This is a genomic window from Pseudonocardia hydrocarbonoxydans, assembly GCF_006539565.1.
Classification (GTDB): Bacteria; Actinomycetota; Actinomycetes; order Mycobacteriales; family Pseudonocardiaceae; genus Pseudonocardia; species Pseudonocardia hydrocarbonoxydans.
Genome location: NZ_BJNG01000001.1, coordinates 217,317 through 238,194, shown reverse-complemented (window position 1 = coordinate 238,194; position 20,878 = coordinate 217,317). Strand labels below are relative to the sequence as shown.

At 74.0% G+C, this 20,878-nt stretch carries 19 protein-coding genes; 12 read left to right on the top strand and 7 right to left on the bottom strand.

Translation table 11 applies throughout. From position 1 onward, the window contains the following. Window positions 1-54 precede the first annotated feature (54 nt). From PHY01_RS01090 to PHY01_RS01055, 8 genes are all read left to right on the top strand, one after another. Entirely contained in the window at window positions 55-1,275 is a 1,221-nt protein-coding gene (locus PHY01_RS01090; RefSeq protein ID WP_141276261.1) for a molybdenum cofactor synthesis domain-containing protein, read from the top strand. Between the two features lie 64 nt (window positions 1,276-1,339). Beyond that, window positions 1,340-3,244: a molybdopterin biosynthesis protein gene (locus PHY01_RS01085; RefSeq protein ID WP_141276260.1), complete on the top strand. Its 1,905-nt coding sequence runs from the start codon at window positions 1,340-1,342 to the stop codon at window positions 3,242-3,244. Between the two features lie 27 nt (window positions 3,245-3,271). Then, window positions 3,272-4,099: a formate dehydrogenase accessory sulfurtransferase FdhD gene (fdhD, locus tag PHY01_RS01080; protein ID WP_141276259.1), complete on the top strand. Its 828-nt coding sequence runs from the start codon at window positions 3,272-3,274 to the stop codon at window positions 4,097-4,099. 155 nt (window positions 4,100-4,254) lie between these two features. After that, complete coding sequence (locus tag PHY01_RS01075) at window positions 4,255-5,286, top strand: LacI family DNA-binding transcriptional regulator (RefSeq protein ID WP_141276258.1); 1,032 nt, start codon at window positions 4,255-4,257, stop codon at window positions 5,284-5,286. A 133-nt stretch (window positions 5,287-5,419) separates the two neighbouring features. Next, window positions 5,420-6,724, top strand: coding sequence for an ABC transporter substrate-binding protein (locus tag PHY01_RS01070; protein ID WP_141276314.1), 1,305 nt, complete (start codon window positions 5,420-5,422; stop codon window positions 6,722-6,724). A 2-nt stretch (window positions 6,725-6,726) separates the two neighbouring features. Beyond that, a complete protein-coding gene (locus tag PHY01_RS01065; RefSeq protein ID WP_246085599.1) occupies window positions 6,727-7,680 on the top strand; it encodes a carbohydrate ABC transporter permease in 954 nt (317 codons plus the stop codon). Beyond that, the gene (locus PHY01_RS01060) at window positions 7,677-8,564 is read left to right on the top strand and encodes a carbohydrate ABC transporter permease (protein ID WP_246085598.1); all 888 of its coding nucleotides are present in this window, start codon (window positions 7,677-7,679) and stop codon (window positions 8,562-8,564) included. Before PHY01_RS01065 ends, PHY01_RS01060 begins: the two co-directional genes overlap by 4 nt. Next, the gene (locus PHY01_RS01055) at window positions 8,561-10,012 is read left to right on the top strand and encodes a GH1 family beta-glucosidase (RefSeq protein ID WP_141276257.1); all 1,452 of its coding nucleotides are present in this window, start codon (window positions 8,561-8,563) and stop codon (window positions 10,010-10,012) included. The genes PHY01_RS01060 and PHY01_RS01055 overlap by 4 nt, the downstream gene beginning before the upstream one ends. A gap of 77 nt (window positions 10,013-10,089) precedes the next feature. Here PHY01_RS01055 and PHY01_RS01050 read toward each other — a convergent pair whose 3' ends face one another. Genes PHY01_RS01050 through PHY01_RS01020 form a run of 7 tightly spaced genes read right to left on the bottom strand, consistent with a single transcriptional unit; the run spans window position 10,090 to window position 16,312 of the window. Beyond that, window positions 10,090-10,437: a metal-sulfur cluster assembly factor gene (locus tag PHY01_RS01050; RefSeq protein WP_246085610.1), complete on the bottom strand. Its 348-nt coding sequence runs from the start codon at window positions 10,435-10,437 to the stop codon at window positions 10,090-10,092. Between the two features lie 38 nt (window positions 10,438-10,475). Then, window positions 10,476-10,934: a Fe-S cluster assembly sulfur transfer protein SufU gene (sufU, locus tag PHY01_RS01045; protein ID WP_141276255.1), complete on the bottom strand. Its 459-nt coding sequence runs from the start codon at window positions 10,932-10,934 to the stop codon at window positions 10,476-10,478. After that, window positions 10,934-12,205, bottom strand: a complete 1,272-nt coding sequence (locus tag PHY01_RS01040; RefSeq protein ID WP_141276254.1) for a cysteine desulfurase — start codon at window positions 12,203-12,205, stop codon at window positions 10,934-10,936. Before PHY01_RS01040 ends, sufU begins: the two co-directional genes overlap by 1 nt. Then, entirely contained in the window at window positions 12,205-12,966 is a 762-nt protein-coding gene (gene sufC / locus PHY01_RS01035; RefSeq protein WP_141276253.1) for a Fe-S cluster assembly ATPase SufC, read from the bottom strand. The genes PHY01_RS01040 and sufC overlap by 1 nt, the downstream gene beginning before the upstream one ends. A 27-nt stretch (window positions 12,967-12,993) precedes the next feature. Beyond that, the gene (gene sufD / locus PHY01_RS01030; protein ID WP_174824070.1) at window positions 12,994-14,106 is read right to left on the bottom strand and encodes a Fe-S cluster assembly protein SufD; all 1,113 of its coding nucleotides are present in this window, start codon (window positions 14,104-14,106) and stop codon (window positions 12,994-12,996) included. Between the two features lie 47 nt (window positions 14,107-14,153). After that, on the bottom strand, window positions 14,154-15,581 hold the full coding sequence (gene sufB / locus PHY01_RS01025; RefSeq protein ID WP_141276251.1) for a Fe-S cluster assembly protein SufB: 1,428 nt from the start codon (window positions 15,579-15,581) through the stop codon (window positions 14,154-14,156). After that, a complete protein-coding gene (locus PHY01_RS01020; RefSeq protein ID WP_246085597.1) occupies window positions 15,578-16,312 on the bottom strand; it encodes a helix-turn-helix transcriptional regulator in 735 nt (244 codons plus the stop codon). Before PHY01_RS01020 ends, sufB begins: the two co-directional genes overlap by 4 nt. A gap of 131 nt (window positions 16,313-16,443) precedes the next feature. Here PHY01_RS01020 and mptB point away from each other — a divergent pair, with 131 nt between their 5' ends. From mptB to PHY01_RS01000, 4 genes are all read left to right on the top strand, one after another. Beyond that, window positions 16,444-18,042 carry a polyprenol phosphomannose-dependent alpha 1,6 mannosyltransferase MptB gene (gene mptB / locus PHY01_RS01015; RefSeq protein ID WP_141276250.1) on the top strand — a complete coding sequence of 533 codons (1,599 nt, stop codon included), beginning with the start codon at window positions 16,444-16,446 and terminating at the stop codon, window positions 18,040-18,042. A gap of 11 nt (window positions 18,043-18,053) precedes the next feature. Beyond that, window positions 18,054-18,977 carry an ABC transporter ATP-binding protein gene (locus tag PHY01_RS01010; RefSeq protein WP_141276249.1) on the top strand — a complete coding sequence of 308 codons (924 nt, stop codon included), beginning with the start codon at window positions 18,054-18,056 and terminating at the stop codon, window positions 18,975-18,977. Continuing rightward, complete coding sequence (locus PHY01_RS01005) at window positions 18,974-19,777, top strand: ABC transporter permease (RefSeq protein WP_141276248.1); 804 nt, start codon at window positions 18,974-18,976, stop codon at window positions 19,775-19,777. The genes PHY01_RS01010 and PHY01_RS01005 overlap by 4 nt, the downstream gene beginning before the upstream one ends. 154 nt (window positions 19,778-19,931) lie before the next feature. Then, a complete protein-coding gene (locus tag PHY01_RS01000) occupies window positions 19,932-20,846 on the top strand; it encodes a hypothetical protein (protein WP_141276247.1) in 915 nt (304 codons plus the stop codon). Window positions 20,847-20,878 lie beyond the last annotated feature (32 nt).

Here is a 20,878-nt window from a genome sequence, read left to right as displayed (position 1 = left end):
CCCACCCCCCACCCGCGAGTCGGGACATCCGTGCGACCGAGTCCGCGCGCCCCGGTGACGGGACGGGAGTTCTTCCGCACCCGCACCGTCGCCGAGGCACTGGCCGGCTTCCGGCCCGCGCGGCGCACGCCCGCGGAGACGGTCCCCCTGGCGGACGCGCTGCACCGGGTCCCGGTCGCGCCGGTCCGGGCGCCCGCGGCACTGCCCGGGTTCGCCCGGTCGACCGTGGACGGGTTCGCCGTGCGGGCCGCCGACACCTACGGCGCCTCGGAGGGCCTGCCGTCCTACCTCGACCTCGCCGGGGCGGTGCTCATGGGCGCCGCACCCGGCGTCGAGGTCGGGCCGGGGCGGTGCGTCGCGATGCCGACCGGCGGGGTCCTGCCCGACGGCGCCGACGCCGTCGTCATGGTCGAGTTCACCGCCGAGACGATGCCCGGCACCATCGAGGTGACCCGGCCGGTGGCGCCGGGGGCGGGCCTGGTCCGCGCCGACGAGGACGTGGCCGCCGGGGCCGACCTGGTGCCGGCGGGCCGCCCGCTGCGCGCCCCCGACCTGGGCCTGCTCGCCGCGGCCGGGGTCGTCGACCTGGCTGTGCACGCCCGGCCGCGCGTCGTGATCATCTCCACGGGTGACGAGGTGGTGGCGCCGTCGACGGCCACGCTGCGGCCCGGCCAGGTGCGCGACGCCACGGCGTCCGCGCTCGCCGGGCTGGTCCGCGACGCGGGCGGCGAGCCGGTGTACGCCGGGATCGTCCCGGACGACCCGGGGGCCCTGGAGGCCGTCCTGCGCGAGGTGCTGCCCGGCGCCGACCTCGTCGTCGTCTCCGCGGGGTCGTCGGTCGGTGCGCGGGACGAGACCGCGGGCGCCGTCGCCGCGCTGGGCGAGATCTGGTGCCACGGCCTCGCCGTCAAGCCCGGGAAGCCGACGCTGCTCGCCGAGTGCGCGGGCGTGCCCGTGGTCGGGCTGCCGGGCAACCCGCTCTCCGCGCTGGTGGTGTTCCGCCTGGTCGGGGTGCCGCTGGTGGGGCGGCTCGCCGGCGCGGACGCCCCACCCCCGGAGCCGACGGTCCGGGCCCGCCTCGCCCGTGACGTGCCGTCGGCCGCCGGGCGGCTCGACGTCGTGCAGGTGACGGTCCGCGACGGCGTGGCGGAACCCGTCTTCGGGCCATCCGCGCTGCTGTCGGTGCTGACGCGCGCCGACGGCTGCGTCGTCGTCGGGGAACCGGCGACCGGGCTGGACGCCGGCGCGGAGGTCGAGGTCACCCTCTACCGGTGACCGCGGGACCGCGCGGCGATCACCCCGGCGGTGGGGGCACCCGCCGCCGGGTTACCGTCGGCCCGTGACCCCCGCGAGCCCGTTCGTCTCAGACGTCCCGGCCGCGGAGGCCGCGGCCGCCTGGCGGGCCGCCTGCGCCGACGCCGGCTGCCCGCAGCGCGTCGACGGCGTCCGGGTGCCCGTCGGCGACGCCGTGGGCCGGGTCACCGCGGAGCCGGTGTGGGCGCGGCGCTCGTCGCCCGCGTTCGACTCGGCCGGGATGGACGGCATCGCCGTGCGCGCGGCCGACACCGTCGGCGCGGCCGAGACCGCTCCGGTGCTGCTGGACGACTTCGCGGTCGTCGACACCGGCGACCCCCTGCCCGAGGGCTACGACGCCGTCGTGATGCGCGAGCACGTCCACCACACCGGGGGGCGGGCCGAGCTGCGGGCGGCCGTCCCGCCCTACCAGCACGTCCGCTCGATCGGCGAGGACATCGGCGCCACCGAGCTGCTGCTGCCGCAGGGTCACCGGCTGCGGCCCGTCGACGTGGCGGCCTGCGCCGCGGCCGGGGCGGTCGAGCTGCGGGTGCGGCGCCGTCCGGTGGTGGCCGTCGTCCCGACCGGGGACGAGATCGTCCCGGTCGGCACCGAACCCGCGACGGGCCAGATCCTCGACACCAACTCGCTGATGCTCGCCGCGCAGGCCCGCGAGCTGGGCTGCGCCGCGCGGGTGCACGACATCGTGGCCGACGACCCGGCCGCCATCACCGCGGCGGTGCGCGCCGCCGCGGCGGAGGCCGACCTCGTCGTGCTGGTCGCCGGGTCCAGCGCCGGGCGCGACGACTACACCGCCCGGGTCGTCGCGGCGGCCGGGACGCTGGCCGTGCACGGCGTGGCGGTGCGGCCCGGGCACCCGGTGGTCCTCGGCGTCGTCGACGCCACCCCGGTGCTCGGCGCACCCGGCTACCCCGTCTCGGCGTCGCTGACCTTCGACATCTTCGCCGCGCCCCTGCTCGCCGCGCTCGAGGGCGCCGCACCGCGCGAGCGCCCGACGACGACCGCCCGGATGGCCCGCAAGCTCGCCTCGTCGATCGGCTCCGACGACTGGGTACGGGTCCGGCTCGGCCACGTCGGCGGCGACGTGGTGGCCACCCCGCTGCCCCGCGGCGCCGGGGTGCTCACCTCGCTGGTGCGGGCCGACGGGCTGCTCGTCGTCCCCTCGGGGGTGGAGGGCCACCACGCGGGCGAGCGGGTGCGCGTGGAGCTGCTGCGCGGGCTCGACGAGATCGGCCGCACGATCGTCGCCATCGGCTCGCACGACCTCGTCCTGGACGTGGCCGCGTCCCGGCTGCGGGCCGCCGACCCGCTGGTGACCCTCGCGTCGTCCAACGTCGGGTCGCTGGGCGGGCTGGCGGCGCTGCGTGACGGGCTGTGCCACGTCGCCGGTTCGCACCTGCTCGACCCGGCGACCGGCGAGTACACGCTGCCGTATGTCGACCGGCTGTTCACGGATGACGTCGCCGTCGTCCGGCTCGTGCACCGCGACCAGGGACTGATCGTCGCCCCGGGCAACCCGCTGGGCCTCACCGGCGTCGACGACCTCGTCCGCCCGGGCCTGCGCTACGTCAACCGGCAGCGCGGCGCGGGCACCCGGGCCCTGCTCGACCACGAGCTGGGGCGGCGCGGCCTCGACCCGGCGCGGGTGTCGGGCTACTCCCGGGAGGAGCACACCCACCTGGGCGTCGCCGCTGCGGTGTCGGCCGGGCGGGCCGACACCGGGATGGGCATCCTGGCCGCGGCGCGCGCGTTCGGTCTGGACTTCGTCCCCGTCGCGCGCGAGCCCTACGACCTCGTGCTGCGGGCGTCCACCGTCGATGACGACCTCCTGGCGCCGCTGTGGGACCTGCTACAGCAGGACGGGTTCCGGGAACATGTCGAGGCCCTGGGTGGGTACTCCTGTGCGGAGACCGGCCGTCGCGTCCGCTGACGGCCGCCGCGCAGCGAGAGGACGTCCATGGGCCGCCTGAGTGTCCGACGACCCGTCGTCCGGATCGGACCCGACGGTGCGCAGCACACGCTCGACACCCTGGCCGCCGAGGAGCCGCTGGAGCTGCGGGTCGGGGGCAGGCCGCTGTCGGTCACGATGCGCACCCCCGGCCACGACGTCGAGCTGGCGCACGGGTTCCTGCTCACCGAGGGCGTGCTGGGCGCCGCAGCCGACATCGCCACGGCGCGCTACTGCGACTCCTTCGACGCCGACGGCCGCAACACCTACAACGTCCTGGACGTGGCGCTGGCGCCGGGCGTCGAGCCGCCGGACACGAGCATCGAACGCAACTTCTACACCACGTCCTCGTGCGGGGTGTGCGGCAAGGCCAGCCTCGACGCGGTCCGGCTCAAGACCCGCTTCTCCCCCGCCGCCGACCCACTGACGGTCACCCCGTCCCTGCTCTCGGCCCTGCCGGACCGGCTGCGCGCGGCCCAGCGACTGTTCGACTCCACCGGTGGGCTGCACGCCGCGGGCCTGTTCACCGCCGACGGGGAGCTGCTCGTGGCGCGCGAGGACGTCGGGCGGCACAACGCCGTCGACAAGGTGCTGGGGTGGGCGCTGCTCGACGGGCGGGTGCCGGCCGCGGGCACGGTGCTGATGGTGTCCGGGCGGGCGTCGTTCGAGCTGGTGCAGAAGGCGGTGATGGCCGGCGTACCGATGCTCGCCGCGGTGTCGGCGCCGAGCTCGCTCGCCGTCGAGCTGGCCGACGACGCCGGGGTCACCCTGGTCGGCTTCCTGCGCGGGGAGACGATGAACGTCTACGCGGGGGCGCAGCGGGTCGCCACGACCTGACCCCCGCGCGCACCCCGTGGGCGCGCGCGCACCGTCGAGGGTGCGCGCGGGGCCGGTGGGTGCGCGTGGGGTCCGGCGGCCGGGCCCGCCGCGCCGCGCGGTCCGGCCGGCCCCGCACCTGCCACGATGTCCCCTGGACCACCGAAGGAGGACCGATGGCGGGGCGGAACGGCGGTGGCGCGCCCACCCTGGAGTCCGTGGCGCGGCGCGCCGGGGTCTCGCGCGCGACGGCGGGCCGCGTGCTGTCCGGGTCGACGACGGTCGGGCCGCAGGCGCGCGAGGCGGTGCTGCGGGCGGCCGCGGAGCTGCGCTACGTCACCAACCGGGCGGCGCGCTCGCTGATGACCCGGCGCAGCGACTCGATCGCGTTCGTCGTCGCCGAGTCCGAGGACCGCTTCTTCGCCGACCCCTACTTCTCGCAGGTCCTGCACGGGGCCCACGCCGTGGTGGCCCAGCACGACATGCAGCTCGTCTTCACCGTCGTGAGCCGCGACGACACCGAGCGGCAGCGCTTCGAGCGGTTCGCGCTCGGCGGTCACCTCGACGGCGCCATCCTGGTCTCCCTGCACGGCGACGACCCGCTGCCGCGGCGGCTGCAGGACGCCGGGGTGCCGGTCGTGCTGTCCGGGCGGCCGTTCGCGCACGAGTCACGCACCCCGCTCACCTACGTCGACGCCGACAACGTGGGCGGCGCGATGGCCGCGGTGCGGCTGCTGGCCCAGCAGGGCAGGCGGCGGATCGCGACGATCACCGGCCCGCTGGACATGGCCGCCTCGGTCGACCGGGTCGACGGGTTCCGGGCCGAGCTGGCCGCCCACGACGTCGTCGACGCGGGCTCGGCCGACGGCGACTTCAGCATCGTCGGGGGGCGCCGCGCGATGCTCGACCTGCTCGCCGCCGACCCCGCGATCGACGGGGTGTTCGCCGCGAACGACCTGATGGCCGCGGGTGCCCTGCAGGCCGCCAGGGAGCTGGGCCGCCGCGTGCCCGAGGACCTGGCGGTGGTCGGGTTCGACGACTCCGCGATCGCCGCGTCGGCGCAGCCCGCGCTGACGACCGTCCGCCAGCCGATGGTCGAGATGGGCCGGACGCTGGCCACGCTGCTGCTCGACCAGATCACCCACGGCGGGGAGCCGCAGGCACCGGTGATCCTGCCGACGGAGATCGTGCGCCGCGACTCCGCCTGACGCTCTCACGGGCCTCGTGAGAGCGCTCTCTTGACTTCTCACCCGATCGGGGCCACGCTCTGCCCACGGTGTGAGCGCGCTCTCACGAGCCCGTCCACCGCCGACGACGCCGCCGGCCCAGGAGGACATCGAGATGACCGGACGCCCGACCCCTCGACGCACGACCACGACCGCCCTCGCCACCGCCGTGGCGGGCACGCTCCTGCTGGCCGCCTGCGGGGGCGGCGGCAGCGGGAACGCCGACGACGGCACGGTGGAACTGACCGTGGGCCTGTTCGGCACCTTCGGCTACGAGGAGGTCGGCCTGTTCGACCGCTACGAGGCCGAGAACCCCGGCGTCACCATCACCTACGAGTCGACCCAGGGCGAGGACACCTACTGGCCCGCGCTGCAGACCCGGCTCGCCTCGGGCAGCGGTGTCGCCGACGTCCAGGGCATCGAGGTCGCCCGCATCGCCGACGTCGTCACCAACCAGGCGGACCTGTGGACCGACCTGCGCGACACCCCGGCGGCCTCGGCGATCGGCAACTACGTCGAGTGGAAAGAGCCCGCCGCCACCACCGCCGACGGCGCCGTGCTCGGCCTCGGCACCGACATCGGCCCGATGGGCATCTGCTACCGCACCGACCTGCTCGGCCAGGCCGGGCTGCCCACGGAGCCCACCGCGCTGGCCGCGCGCATGCAGACCTGGGACGACTACGTCGCGCTCGGCCGCGAGTACCAGGCCGCCGCGCCCGCGGGCAGCGCGTGGATGGACTCCGCGGGCGGGTTCTACAACGCGATCGTCTCCACCGAGCAGGAGATCTACTACGACGCCTCCGGGGCGCTGGTGCACGACTCCAACCCCGCGGTGCGCGCCGCCTTCGACACCGCCGCCGCCGCCGGGCAGGCCGGGCTCACCGCCCGCCTGGAGCAGTTCGTCGACCCCGGGTGGGACGCCGGGTTCGCCTCCGGCAGCTTCGCGACCATCGCCTGCCCCTCCTGGATGATCGGCTACATCAAGGGCAAGGCCGGTGACGCCGGGGCCGGGCTGTGGAACGTCACGACCCTGCCCGGCGGAGCGGGCGGCAACTGGGGCGGCGCCTACCTGGGCATCCCCGCCGCCAGCGAGAACGTCGAGGAGGCCGCGAAGCTGATCGCCTGGCTCACCGCGCCCGAGCAGCAGGCCGAGGTGTTCGCCTCGGTCGGCAACTTCCCGTCGACGACGGCGGCGATCGAGATGGTCGGCGACGCCACCGACCCCTGGTTCAACGACGCCCCGATCGGGCAGATCTTCTCCGCGTCCTCGACCAACGCGCCCGTGCAGATCCTCGGCCCGCAGGACGGCGTGATCAAGAGCGCGATGGTGCAGGCACTGCTGTCGGTGGAGGCCAACGGGGTCGCCCCCGCGGACGCCTGGACCGCCGCGCTGGCCGACGTCACGAACCAGGTCGGCTGAGCGTGCCGACCGTCCAGCGTCCCGTCCCCGGGGAGCGCACCGCGCCCCCGGGGGCGGGGACCCCGTGGCGCGCCCGGCTCTTCCGGGTCGAGGAGCGCTCCGCCCCGTACGCCTACGTGGCCCCGTTCTTCCTGCTCTTCGCCGCGTTCGGGCTGTTCCCGCTGGTGCACACCGCGTGGATCAGCCTGCACTCCTACCGGCTCGGCTCGGAGATGGAGTGGCTCGGCCTGGAGAACTACGCCTGGCTGCTGTCCAACCCGGCGTTCTACAACGCGCTGTGGAAGACCTTCACGATCGGCGTGCTGTCGACGGTGCCGCAGCTCGCGCTGGCCCTGGGCCTGGCGCACCTGCTGCACTACCGGATGCGCGGGCGCACGTTCTTCCGCGTGTCGATGATCATGCCCTACGCGACGTCGGTGGCGGCCGCGGCGCTGGTGTTCGCGCAGCTGTTCGGGCGCGACGCCGGGGCGGTCAACTGGCTGCTCGGGATCGTCGGCGTGGACGCCGTGGACTGGCGCAACGGCGACTGGACCGCCCAGCTCGCCATCTCGGTGATCGTCATCTGGCGGTGGACCGGCTACAACGCGCTGATCTACCTGGCCGGCATGCAGTCGATCAGCCAGGACCTCTACGAGGCCGCCGCGCTCGACGGGGCGAGCCGCTGGCAGCAGTTCCGGCACGTGACGCTGCCCGGCCTGCGGCCCACGATCCTGTTCACCGTCGTCGTGTCGACGATCGGGGCCAGCCAGCTGTTCGGCGAGCCGCTGATCTTCGGCGGCGGCAAGCCCGACGGCGGCGCGCTCGGGCAGTACCAGACGCTCGGGCTGTTCATGTACCAGCAGGGCTGGACCTACGGCAGCCTCGGCCGCGCGGCCACCGTCGCCTGGGTGACCTTCCTGCTGATCATCGTGCTGGTACTGGTCAACACCCGGATCGCGAAGCGGAGGGCGACGTGACCGCCACCCTGGAGCGTCCCCCGGTCACGCCCGCCACCCGGGTGCCCGCGCGCGGGCGCCTGCGCCGCAACGACTCGGCGGGCCCGCTGACCTACGTGCTGCTCTGCGTCACCGCGTTCGTGTTCCTGGTGCCCTTCTACTACATGGTCGTCGCGGCCAGCCGGCCGATGGCGGAGATGAACCGGACCCCTCCGCCGCTCACGCCCGGCCCGGACCTGTGGTCCAACATCGCCAAGGCGGTCGAGTCGCAGGACATCGGGCTCGCGCTGCTGAACTCGACGATCGTCTCCGGCGTGGTCACCGCCAGCACGGTGCTGCTGTGCACGCTGGCCGGGTTCGCGTTCGCGAAGCTGCGGTTCCGCGGGCGGTCGGCGCTGTTCGCCGTCGCGCTGGGGACCATGATGATCCCGCCCAGCCTGGGCGTCGTCCCGCTCTACGCGCTCATGGCGAACCTCGGGCTGGCCGGCGAGCTCAGCTCGGTGATCCTGCCGTCGCTGGTGGCCGCGTTCGGGGTGTTCTTCATGCGCCAGTACCTGGTACAGGCGCTGCCCGACGAGCTGCTCGACGCGGCCCGCGTCGACGGGGCCACCTCGCTGCGGACCTTCGTCTCCATCGTGCTGCCGATCGCCCGCCCGGGCATGGCCGTGCTCGCGATGCTCACGTTCATGACGGCCTGGAACGACTTCTTCTGGCCCGTCATCACGCTCAACTCGACCAACCCCACCGTGCAGGTGGCGCTCAACAATCTCGGCAGCGGGTACGTCCCGGACACCTCGGTGATCATGGCGGGCACCCTCGTCGGGACGCTGCCGGTGATCGTGGTCTTCCTGCTGCTCGGCCGTCAGATCGTCGGCGGCATCATCGCCGGCGCCGTGAAGGGATGACCCGCGTGACCACCACCCACCCCGTCGCGGTGACCGCGCCGCTGACGTTCCCCACCGGCTTCCTGTGGGGCTCGGCGACCGCCGCCTACCAGATCGAGGGGGCCGTCGACGAGGGCGGGCGCACCCCGTCGATCTGGGACGTCTTCTCCCACACCCCCGGACGGGTCGCCGGTGGCGACACCGGTGACGTCGCCGTCGACCACTACCACCGCTTCCGCGACGACGTGGCGCTGATGGCCCGGCTCGGGCTCACCTCCTACCGGTTCTCGGTGTCCTGGTCGCGGATCACCCCGCAGGTCACCGCGGACGCGCTGGGCCCGGTGAACCCCGACGGGCTGGCGTTCTACTCCGACCTCGTCGACGCCCTGCTGGCCGCGGGCATCACCCCGGCCGTCACGCTCTACCACTGGGACCTCCCGCAGGCCCTGGAGGACGCGGGCGGCTGGACGTCGCGGGCCACGGCGGAGCGGTTCGCCGAGTACGCGGGCGTGGTCGCGGCGGCGCTGGGCGACCGGGTGCGGCTGTTCATCACGCTCAACGAGCCGTGGTGCAGCGCCTACCTGGGCTATGCCAGCGGCGTGCACGCGCCCGGCCGCACCTCCGACGCCGCGGCGCTGGCCGCCGTGCACCACCTCAACCTGGCCCACGGCCTCGGTGCGGCCGCGGTCCGCCGGGCCGCCCCGGACGCCCGGGTGTCGATCAGCCTGAACCTGGTGTGGGTGCGGCCGGAGACCGGCTCGGCGCTCGACGCCGACGCCGCCCGCCGCGTCGACGGGCTGCAGAACCGGGTGTTCCTCGACCCCCTGCTGCGCGGGCACTACCCCGACGACGTGCTGGCCGACACCGCGGGCGTCACCGACTGGGGGTTCGTGCGACCCGGTGACCTGGACCTGATCGCCGCGGGCGGCGTGGACGTGCTGGGGGTGAACTACTACTCCCCCACCGTCGTGCGGCACTGGACGCGCGAGCGGCCCAGGGAGTACGCCGACGGCCACGGCGACGGGGCGGCGAGCCCGTGGATCGCCTGTGACGACGTCGAGTTCCCGCGACGCTCCGGGCGCACCACCGACATGGGGTGGGGCATCGACCCGCGCGGGATGACCGAGCTACTGGTGCGGATGGCCCGCGAGGCCCCCGGCCTGGAGCTGCTGGTCACCGAGAACGGGGCCGCGTTCCCCGACGTCGTCGGCCCGGACGGCCGCGTGGCCGACCCGGACCGCCGCGAGTACCTGCGCACCCACATCGCGGCCGTGCACGCCGCGATCACCGCGGGCGCGCCCGTCGTCGGGTACTGCGTGTGGTCGCTGCTCGACAACTTCGAGTGGGCCTGGGGCTACGGCAAGCGTTTCGGGATCGTGCACGTCGACTACACCACGCAGGAGCGCACGGTGAAGGACAGCGCGTTGTTCTACGCCGACGTGATCCGGGCCAACGCAGTGCAGCCGTAGCGTCCCGGCCCACCCCCGCCTAGACGAACGGCACGTTCACCCGAGGTCGTCGGGTGAACGTGCCGTTCGCGCGGGGCTCAGACGCGGAAGCCGAGGGCCCGCAGCTGCTCGCGGCCGTCCTCGGTGATCTTCTCCGGACCCCACGGCGGCATCCAGACCCAGTTGATCTTGATGTCGTTCACCAGGCCGCCGTTGCCGCCGCCGGTCAGCGCGGAGCGGGTCTGCTCCTCGATGACGTCGGTGAGCGGGCAGGCCGCGCTGGTCAGGGTCATGTCGATGGTGGCGACGCCGTCGGTGGCCGCGATGCCGTACACCAGGCCCAGGTCGACGACGTTGATGCCCAGCTCGGGGTCGACCACGTCACGCATGGCCTCCTCGAGGTCGTCGACCGAGGGGTCGCCGGTCGTGGCGGGCGGCTCGGGCATGCCCGCCGCACCGCGCACGACGTCGTCGGTGGTCTCGCTCATGCTGTTGCCTCCTGGGAATCGCTTCGCTCGCTCCGGATGACCGCGTCCTTGAACGCCATCCACCCGAGCAGTGCGCACTTGACGCGCGCCGGGTACTTCGCGACGCCGGCGAATGCGACGCCGTCGCCGAGGACGTCCTCGTCGGGCTCGACCTTGCCCCGGCCCTGCGCCATCTCCTGGAACGCGCCGAGGATGCGCAGGGAGTCCTCGACCGAGCGGCCGACGACGAGGTCGGTGAGCACCGACGCCGACGCCTGGCTGATCGAGCAGCCCAGCGTCTCGTGCGAGACCTCGGCGACGGTGTCGCCGTCGAGCTTCACCCGCAGCGTGATCTCGTCGCCGCAGGTGGGGTTGATCTGCATCGACTCGGCGTCGTACGGCTCGCGCAGCCCGGCGCCGTGCGGGGTGCGGTAGTGGTCCAGGATGATCTCCTGGTACATCTGCTCCAGCTGCACTAGCTCACTCCGAAGAACTCGCGGGCCGCCTGCACGCCCTGCACCAGTGCGGTGACCTCGTCCGGGGTGTTGTAGACGTGGAACGACGCGCGCACCGTGGCGGCCACCCCGAAGCGCCGGTGCAGCGGCCACGCGCAGTGGTGGCCCACCCGGATCGCCACGCCACGGTCGTCGAGCACCTGGCCGACATCGTGCGCGTGCACCCCGTCGACGACGAACGCCACGGCGCCGCCGCGGTCCTCGGTCGTGGTCGGGCCCAGGATCCGCACCCCCGGGATCGCGGACAGCCCCTCGATCGCCAGCGCGGTGAGCTCCAGCTCGTGGGCGTGCACGACGTCCATGCCGATCTCGCCCAGGTAGTCGACGGCCGCCGCCAGGCCCACGGCCTGCGACGTCATCGGCACCCCGGCCTCGAAACGCTGCGGCGGCGGGGCGTAGGTCGACCCCTCCATCCGCACCATCTCGATCATCGACCCGCCGGTGAGGAACGGCGGCATCGCCGCCAGCAGCTCGGCACGCCCGTAGAGCACGCCGACCCCCGACGGACCGAGCATCTTGTGCCCGGAGAACACCGCGAAGTCGACGCCCAGCTCGGTGAGGTTGACCGGCATGTGCGGCACCGACTGGCAGGCGTCGAGCAGCACCAGTGCACCCACCGCGCGCGCCCGCCGCACCAGCTCCTCGACCGGGAGCACGGTGCCGAGCACGTTGGACTGGTGCGCGAACGCGACGATCTTCGTGCGCGGGGTGATCGGGTCGCTGTCGAGGTCGAGCCGGCCGTCCTCGCCGACCTCGAACCACTTCAGCACCGCACCGGTGCGTCGGCACAGCTCCTGCCACGGCACGAGGTTGGCGTGGTGCTCCAGCCCGGTGACGACGATCTCGTCACCCGCGGCGATCTCGAAGCGCTCCGCGCCGGGGAACCCCGCGGCGTTGCACCCCGAAGAAGCATTGGACAGGGCGTACGCGACCAGGTTGATCCCCTCGGTGGCGTTCTTGGTGAACACCACCTCGCCCGGGTCGGCCCCGACGAACGCGGCGATCCGCGCGCGGGCCGACTCGTAGGCGTCGGTGGCCTCCTCGGCGAGCTGGTGCGCGCCCCGGTGCACGGCCGCGTTGTGCTGCTCCAGGAAGCTGCGCTCGGCGTCGAGCACCTGGCGCGGCCGCTGCGCGGTGGCCCCGGAGTCGAGGTAGACCAGGGGCCGACCCCCGCGCACGGTGCGCGCGAGGATCGGGAAGTCACCCCGGATCTTGGTGACGTCGAGCGACATCAGACGGCGGCGGGCTGGGTGAAGCGCACGTACCCGTTCTTCTCGAGCTCGTCGGCCAGCTCGGGGCCGCCGGACTCGACGACCTTGCCGCCGGCGAACACGTGCACGACGTCGGGGGTGATGTGCTGCAGGATCCGCGTGTAGTGCGTGATCAGCAGGACGCCGGTCTCGCCGCCCTCGCGGTAGCGGTTGACGCCCTCGGACACCACGCGCAGGGCGTCGACGTCGAGGCCGGAGTCGGTCTCGTCGAGCACCGCGAACTTCGGCTTGAGCAGCGAGAGCTGCAGCACCTCCTGGCGCTTCTTCTCCCCGCCGGAGAAGCCCTCGTTGACGTTGCGGTCGACGAACGCCGGGTCGATGTCGAGGTCGCTCATCGCGGCCTTGACCTCCTTGACCCACAGGCGCAGCTTCGGGGCCTCGCCGCGGACCGCGGTGGCCGCGGAGCGCAGGAAGTTGGCGGTGGACACGCCGGGGACCTCGACGGGGTACTGCATGGCGAGGAACAACCCGGCGCGGGCGCGCTCGTCGACCGTCATCGACAGGACGTCGACGCCGTCGAGCAGGATCTCGCCGCTGGTGACCTCGTACTTCGGGTGCCCGGCGATCGCGTAGGCGAGCGTCGACTTGCCCGAGCCGTTCGGCCCCATGATCGCGTGGGTCTCGCCCCCGCGGATCGTGAGGTTCACGCCGGTGAGGATCTCCTTGGTGCCGCCGTCGACCGCGATCGAGACGTGCAGGTCCTTGATCTCCAAGGTGGACATGTGTGAATCGCTCCGTGTGGTGGTGGGTCAGACGCCGGTGACGGCGAGCTCGGCCTCGACGGCCGCCTCCAGCCGTTCCCGCAGCTCGGGGAGGGTGATCTTGGACAGGATCTCGCCGAAGAAGCCGCGGACGACGAGCCGTCGCGCCGCGTCCTCGGGGATGCCGCGGCTCTGCAGGTAGAACAGCTGCTCGTCGTCGAAGCGACCGGTGGCGCTGGCGTGCCCGGCGCTGACGATCTCGCCGGTCTCGATCTCCAGGTTCGGCACCGAGTCGGCGCGGGCGCCGGGGGTGAGCACCAGGTTGCGGTTGAGCTCGAAGGTCTCGGTCTGCTCCGCGGCCGCCCGGATCAGCACGTCGCCGATCCAGACGGTGTGCGCCCCGTCGCCCTGCAGCGCGTTCTTGTAGAGCACGTTGGACGTGCAGTGCGGGACACCGTGGTCGACCAGCAGCCGCTGCTCCAGGTGCTGCCCGGCGTCGGCGTAGCCCAGCCCGAGCAGCTCGGCGTCGCCGCCGGGGCCGCGGTAGTTGACCGTCGACACGATGCGCACCAGATCGCCGCCGAACTGCACGGCGACCCCGCGCAGCGTGGCGTCGCGGCCGATCGAGAAGTGGTGCGCGCCGGCGTGCACGGCGTCGTCGGCCCACTCCTCGGTGACCACGAGGTGCAGCGTCGAGCCGTCGGCGACGACGACCTCGAGGTTGTCGGCCAGCGTGCCGGAACCGGTGTTCTCGACGACGACGGTGGCGACCGTGTGCGGCGTGGTGCGGATCTGCACGTGCCCGGCCGCGACGACGCCCTCACCGGGACCGGTGACGCTCACGGTGACCGGGTCGGGCGTGCCGTCCAGCGTCACCACGGTGGCCTCGGTGAACGCCGACCACGCCGCCGCGGCGATGCGGTCGGCGGGGACGCCGCCCTCCCCGATCCGCGCGTCGTCGCGGCCGACGGTCTCGACCGTCGCCCCCTCGGACACGGTGACCGTGGGTGCCGCGTCGAACGTCGTGGTCTCCCACAGCCCGCGCAGGCGGCGCCGCGGGGTGAAGCGCCAGTTCTCCTCGCGACCGCTGGGGACCTCGAAGGCCTCCACGTCATAGGAGGTGAACCGCTCGCTGGCGCTCGCCAGCGGCTTGGAGCCCATGCCCTTCTTCGCGCCCGCCAGTTCTGGTGCGAGCCCGGCAACCTCGGTCATCCGACCGACCCCTCCATCTGCAGCTCGATGAGCCGGTTCAGTTCCAGTGCGTACTCCATGGGCAGCTCGCGCGCGATGGGCTCGACGAACCCGCGCACGACCATGGCCATGGCCTCGTCCTCGGTGAGCCCACGGCTCATCAGGTAGAACAACTGGTCCTCGCTCACCTTGGACACGGTGGCTTCGTGACCCATCGACACGTCGTCGTTGCGGACGTCGACGTAGGGGTAGGTGTCGGACCGGCTGATCGTGTCGACGAGCAGCGCGTCGCACTTGACCGTGGACCGGGAGTGGTGCGCGTTCGGGTTGACGCGCACGAGCCCGCGGTAGGACGTGCGACCGCCGCCGCGGGCCACCGACTTGGAGATGATCGTCGAGGACGTGTGCGGCGCCAGGTGCGTCATCTTCGCGCCGGCGTCCTGGTGCTGGCCCTCGCCCGCGAACGCGATGGAGAGCACCTCACCCTTGGCGTACTCGCCCATCAGCATGACGGCCGGGTACTTCATCGTGACCTTGGAGCCGAGGTTGCCGTCGACCCACTCCATGGTGGCGCCCGCCTCGGCCTTGGCCCGCTTGGTCACCAGGTTGTAGACGTTGTTCGACCAGTTCTGGATCGTCGTGTAGCGGCACCGGCCGCCCTTCTTCACGATGATCTCCACGACCGCGGAGTGCAGCGAGTCGGAGCTGTAGATCGGCGCCGTGCAGCCCTCGACGTAGTGCACGTAGGCACCCTCGTCGACGATGATCAGCGTGCGCTCGAACTGGCCCATGTTCTCGGTGTTGATCCGGAAGTAGGCCTGCAGCGGGATGTCGACGTGCACGCCCGGCGGCACGTAGATGAACGACCCGCCCGACCACACCGCGGAGTTGAGCGCGGAGAACTTGTTGTCGCCCGAGGGGATGACCGAGCCGAAGTACTCCTGGAACATCTCGGGGTGCTCCTTGAGCGCCGTGTCGGTGTCCAGGAAGATCACCCCCTGCTCCTCGAGGTCCTCGCGGATCGAGTGATAGACGACCTCGGACTCGTACTGCGCCGCCACACCGGACACCAGGCGGGCCTTCTCGGCCTCGGGGATGCCCAGCTTGTCGTAGGTGTTCTTGATGTCGGCGGGCAGGTCCTCCCAGGTGGCCGCCTGCTTCTCCGACGAGCGCACGAAGTACTTGATGTTGTCGAAGTCGATGCCCGAGAGGTCGGAACCCCAGCGCGGCATCGGCTTCTTGTCGAACATGTCCAGGGCCTTGAGGCGGAAGTCGAGCATCCACTGCGGCTCGGACTTCAGCGCGGAGATGTCGGCGACGACGTCCGCGGACAGGCCGCGACGTGCCGTGGCGCCAGCGGCGTCCGGGTCACTCCAGCCGAAGTCGTAGCGGCCGAGCGTCGCGAGCGTCTCCTCCTGGGTGAGTGCTTCAGGAGCGGTCGTCATTCGGACTGCCTCCCTCTCGGGATCGTGGTGGTTGCCCTCCGCCGGACCTCGGGTGCGTCCAGCGGAACGTGGGTGGTGCACGCGGAGTCTCCGCGGGCGATGGTCGCGAGGCGCTGTACGTGGGTACCGAGCAGCTCCGCGAACGCGTGGGTCTCGGCCTCGCACAGGGCCGGGAACTCGGCCGCGACGTGCGCGACCGGGCAGTGGTGCTGGCAGAGCTGGACGCCGTGGCCGCCCTCCCGCGCCTGGGCCGCGTAGCCCCGGGCGGTGAGCACGGTGGCCAGCGCGTGGGTGCGCGCGTCCGGGCCCTGCGCGGCCTCGATCTGCGCGAGCCCGTCGCCGAGCAGCTCCTCGACGCGGCTCTGGGCGAAGCCCTGCACCGCGTCGGGACCGCCGTGCTGGGCCAGGTAGCGCAACGCGGCGACGGCGAGGTCGTCGTAGTTGTGCCCGAAGCGGGCGCGGCCGGCGTCGGTGAGCAGGTACTGCCGGGCCGGTCGGCCCCGGCCGCGGGGCCCGCGGCGGGTGGCCTCGCGGCACTCGGCCTCGCCGTCGGCGAGCAGGGCGTCGAGGTGGCGGCGGACGGCGGGCGAGGACAGCTCCAGTGCCGTGGCGACCTGCGCGGCGGTGACCGGGCCCTGCTCCATCAGCAGGCGGGCGACCGCCTCGCGGGTGCGGCCGTCGACGGGCCCTCCCGCCTGGACCGGGACCACCGCCCCGGCCTGGGTGGGCACGCGAAGATCGCCCGTGGGCGTTCCGGTGCTTTTCACAACGCCAGTGTTGCCTATATCCGCGCCGACGGCAAAACCGCCCCCCTCCCCGGGTGAGGCGCCTCACCGTCGTACCCCCTCGATACGCTGCCGCCATGGCCGCACCCGGGGTGGACGACGCGATCGTGGGCGAGGGCCCACGCCCGCCCGCGCCGCGCGATCCCAGCCGCACCGCGCGGCTGCTCGGGCTCACCGGCGCCCTGCTGATGGCCGGGGGCGCGCTCGGGGCCGGGGCCCTGCCCGTCCCCAACCCGCTGTTCGGCATCCGGGTGCTCAGCCTGCCCAGCCGCAACGCCACCGTCGCCATCGCGCTCACCTACGCCGGCATCGGCATGGTCGTGCTCGCCTGGCTGTGGATCGGCAAGATGCTGCGCAACAACGGCGCCGTCGCGCCCGCCCCCACGCCGGGGCAGCTCGCCCGCACCGCCGCGCTGTGGGCCCTCCCGCTCGCGCTGGCCCCGCCGTTGTTCTCCCGCGACGTCTACAGCTACCTCGCCCAGAGCGCCACGCTCGCCCGCGGGCTCGACCCGTACACGCTCGGCCCGGCCGAGGCCTTCGGCGTCGACGACCCGCTGGTGCGCTCGATCCCCACGATCTGGCGCGACACCGGCGCCCCGTACGGCCCGTTCTTCCTCGTGCTCGGCCGCGGCATCACCGCGCTCACCGGCAACGACATCGTCGCGGGGGTGTTCGCGCACCGGGCGCTGGCGCTGGTCGGCGTGGCGATGATCGTGTGGGTACTGCCCAAGCTGGCGCGGCGCTGCGGGCTCGACGTCGGGCTGGCGATGTGGCTCGGCGTCGCCAATCCCCTGGTGCTGTTCCACCTGGTCAGCGGCATGCACAACGAGTCGCTCATGGTCGGGCTCATGCTCGTCGGCTTCGAGGTGGGGCTGCGTGCGGGCGAGCGGTGGTGGGATCCGCACTTCCTGGGCGGCGGGGTGCTGATCGTGCTCGCCTCGGCGGTCAAGCTGCCCGCGCTGCTCGCGCTGGGGTTCCTGGGCATCGAGTGGGCGCGCCGGCGCGGCGGGCGGGTGCGCGACGTCGCGATCGCGACGACGGTCTACACCGCCATCGCGGCGGTGATCTACGCGGTCTTCGGCTACGGCACGGGCCTGGGCGTGGCCTGGCTCAGCGCGCTCGACGCGCCGAGCCTGATCCGCAGCTGGCTCTCGGTCTCCACCGACCTGGGGCTGCTCGGCGGGCAGGTCGGCATCCTCGGCGGACTGGGCGACCACACCGACGCCGTGCTCTCCCTCACCCGCGCCGGCGGGATCGTGGTGGCCGCCCTGCTGGCCGGCTGGCTGATGCTCGCCGTGCTCCGGGGCCGGGTCGACGCGATCACCGGCATGGCCGCCGGGATGGGCGCGGTGGTGCTGCTCAGCCCGATCGTGCACCCCTGGTACCTGCTGTGGGCGGTCATCCCGCTCGCCGCCACCCGGGCGATGCCCCGGGCGCGCCGGGCGATGTTGGTGATCTCCGGGATCCTCGCGATCGTCGTGCCGCCCACCGGGGCCGACTTCAACTTCCGGGCCTACCAGCTCCCGATGTCCATCGTCGCGGGGCTGCTGGTGCTCGCGCTCGCGCTGCTCGTGGTGCGGCGCAGCCTGGTCGGGCGCACCGGCGTCGACGTCGACGCGTGGCCGGGGCGCGTCCCGGCGGGTCGCCCGCAGGCCCGGCCCGGGGCACCTCTCTAGACTCACCTCCCGTGAGTCCGCAACCCGCCGTGTCCGTGCGTGGTCTGGTCAAGCGCTACGGCCGCACCACCGCGGTGGACGGGCTCGACCTGGACCTGCCCGCCGCCTCCGTGCTCGCCCTGCTCGGGCCCAACGGCGCGGGCAAGACCACCACCGTCGACGTGTGCACCGGGTTCGCCCGCGCCGACGCGGGCGAGGTGCGCGTGCTCGGCGTCGACCCGGCCGGGGCGCCCGACGCGCTGCGCGCCCGGATCGGGGTGCTGCCGCAGGGCGGTGGCGCCTACCCCGGGGTGCACGCCCGGGAGATGCTGCGGGTCGTCGCGGCCTGCGCGGCGCACCCCCTCGACGTCGGCTGGCTGTCCGGGGTGCTGGGGCTCGACGCCTGCGGCCGCACCCCCTACAAGCGCCTCTCCGGCGGGCAGCAGCAACGGCTCGCGCTCGCCTGCGCCGTCGTCGGGCGCCCGGAGCTGGTGTTCCTCGACGAGCCGACGGCCGGCATGGACCCCCAGGGCCGCCGCCTGGTCTGGGACCTCATCTCCGCGCTGCGCCGCGACGGGGTGGCGGTGCTGCTCACCACGCACCTGATGGAGGAGGCCGAGGCGCTGGCCGACGACGTGGTGATCGTCGACCACGGCCGCGTCGTCGCGCACGGCTCACCCGCCGTCCTCACCGCGGGCGAGCAGCAGGAGCTGCGCTTCCGGGCCCGCGCCGGCATGGACCTCGACGGGCTGCGCACCGCCCTCCCCGAGGGCTACGGCGCCGCCGAGCCCATCGCCGGGCGCTACCTCGTGCAGGGCCGCATCGACCCGTCGGTGCTGTCGGTGATCACCTCGTGGTGCGCCGAGCAGGGCGCGCTGGCCGACGACGTGCAGGTCGCACGACGCAGCCTGGAGGACGTGTTCCTCGAACTGACCGGCCGGGAGCTGCGCACATGACCTCCGCGATGCACTCGTCGCCGCCGGACCGTTTCGTCCCCGGCACCTTCACCCCGCGCCCCGGGGCGGGCGCACCCGGCCGGATGCTCGCCGCCCAGGCCGGCACGGAGCTGCGGCTGGCCCTGCGCAACGGCGAGCAGGTGCTGCTCACGCTGCTCATCCCGGTCGTGCTACTGGTCGGGCTCACCCTGCTGGACCTGGTGGCGCTGCCCGAGCCGCGGGTCGACTCCGTCACACCGGGGGTGCTGGCGCTCGCGGTGATGTCCACGGCCTTCACCGGGCAGGCCATCGCCCTCGGTTTCGACCGCCGCTACGGGGTCATCCGGCGCCTCGCGGCCACCGCGCTGCCCCGCTGGCTGCTGGTCGCGGGCCGGTTGGCCGCCGTGCTCGGGATCGTCGCCGTGCAGATGGTGGTGCTCGGGGCACTGGCCGCCGTCCTGGGCTGGCGGCCCGCCGCGACCGGCCTGGCCTGGGCGGTGCTGCTGGTGCTGCTGGGGTCGGCCGCGTTCGGGGCGCTGGGCATCCTGCTCGGCGGCACGCTGCGCGCGGAGGTCACCCTCGCCGTCGCCAACGTGGTGTGGTTCGTGCTGCTGCTGGCCGGGGGCATCGTCGTCCCGGTGTCGCAGCTGCCCGGGCCGCTGGCCGCGGTGGCGACCGCGCTCCCCTCCGGTGCCCTCGCCGAGGGCCTGCGCACGGTCCTGACCACCGGCGCACCCCCCGGCCTGACCCCGGTGCTGGTGCTCGTGGCGTGGGCCGCGGTGGCGACGCTGGCGGCCACCCGCCTGGTCCGCCTGCGCTGACCCGCGGCCCGTCGCACACCCGGCGGCGCGTCGCAGAGGGTGCAACCGGTGCGAGCGCCCGGAACCTGTGCGACGGGGGACGACGCGACCCGGGTTGTCCACAGGTTGCCGCGTTCGCCCCCGTCCGGGGCCCCGGCCGTCCCATCCTGCGTCCGTGCACATCGACGACGCCCGGCTCCTGACCCGCCGCGAACTCCTCGCCCACGGGTTCGACGATTCCGAGATCCGCGGCCGGCGGCGCCGCGGCGAGCTGTGCCTCGTGCGCCGCGGCGCCTACTCCCGGCCCGGTGCCCTGTCGGACCGGCCGGAGGCCCGCCACGCCGTGGAGGTCCGGGCCGCCGTCGGGCAGGTGTCCCCGGATGCCGTGGTCAGCCACCTCTCGGCGGCCGTGCTCCACGGGCTGCCGGTCTGGGGCGATCCGCTGCGCCGGGTGCAGATGACCCGCGCGCGACGGTCGGGTGCGCGGCTCACCGGGAACCTGCACGTCCACGCGGCACCACTGGAGCCGGGCGAGATCGTGACCGTCGGCGGCCTCGCCGTCACCTCGCTGCCCCGGACCCTCGTCGACGTGGCGCGGCAGGTCGGCTTCGAGCAGGCCGTGGTCGTCGCGGACGCCGCGTTGTGGCGCCGGTCGGTCACCCGGGAGGAGTTGGATCTCGCGCTCGCCACCGCGCGGGGCCGGCCCGGCGTCCCGGCCGCCCGGCGGGCGCTGGCCTTCGCACGGTGGGGGAGCGAGAGCGTCGGCGAGTCCCGCAGCCGGGTCGCGATGATGCACGCCGGCATCCCGGAGCCCGTGCTGCAGTGGGAGGTGTGGTCCACCGCCGGTGTCCTGCTGGGGCGCGCCGACTTCGGCTGGCCGGGCCTGCGGACCTTCGGCGAGTTCGACGGCCGCGAGAAGTACGGGCGGCTCGTCCCGTCCGGCACGACCGCCCGCGACGTCGTCTACGCGGAGAAGCGGCGCGAGGACGCGATGCGGGGCGAGGACCTCGGCGCGGTCCGCTGGGGCTGGTCCGACCTCGACCCCTTCGCCCCCACCGCCGCCCGCCTCCGCCGCACCTTCCGCCCCTGACTCCCGGCGCTGACTCCCGGCGCTCGCACGCG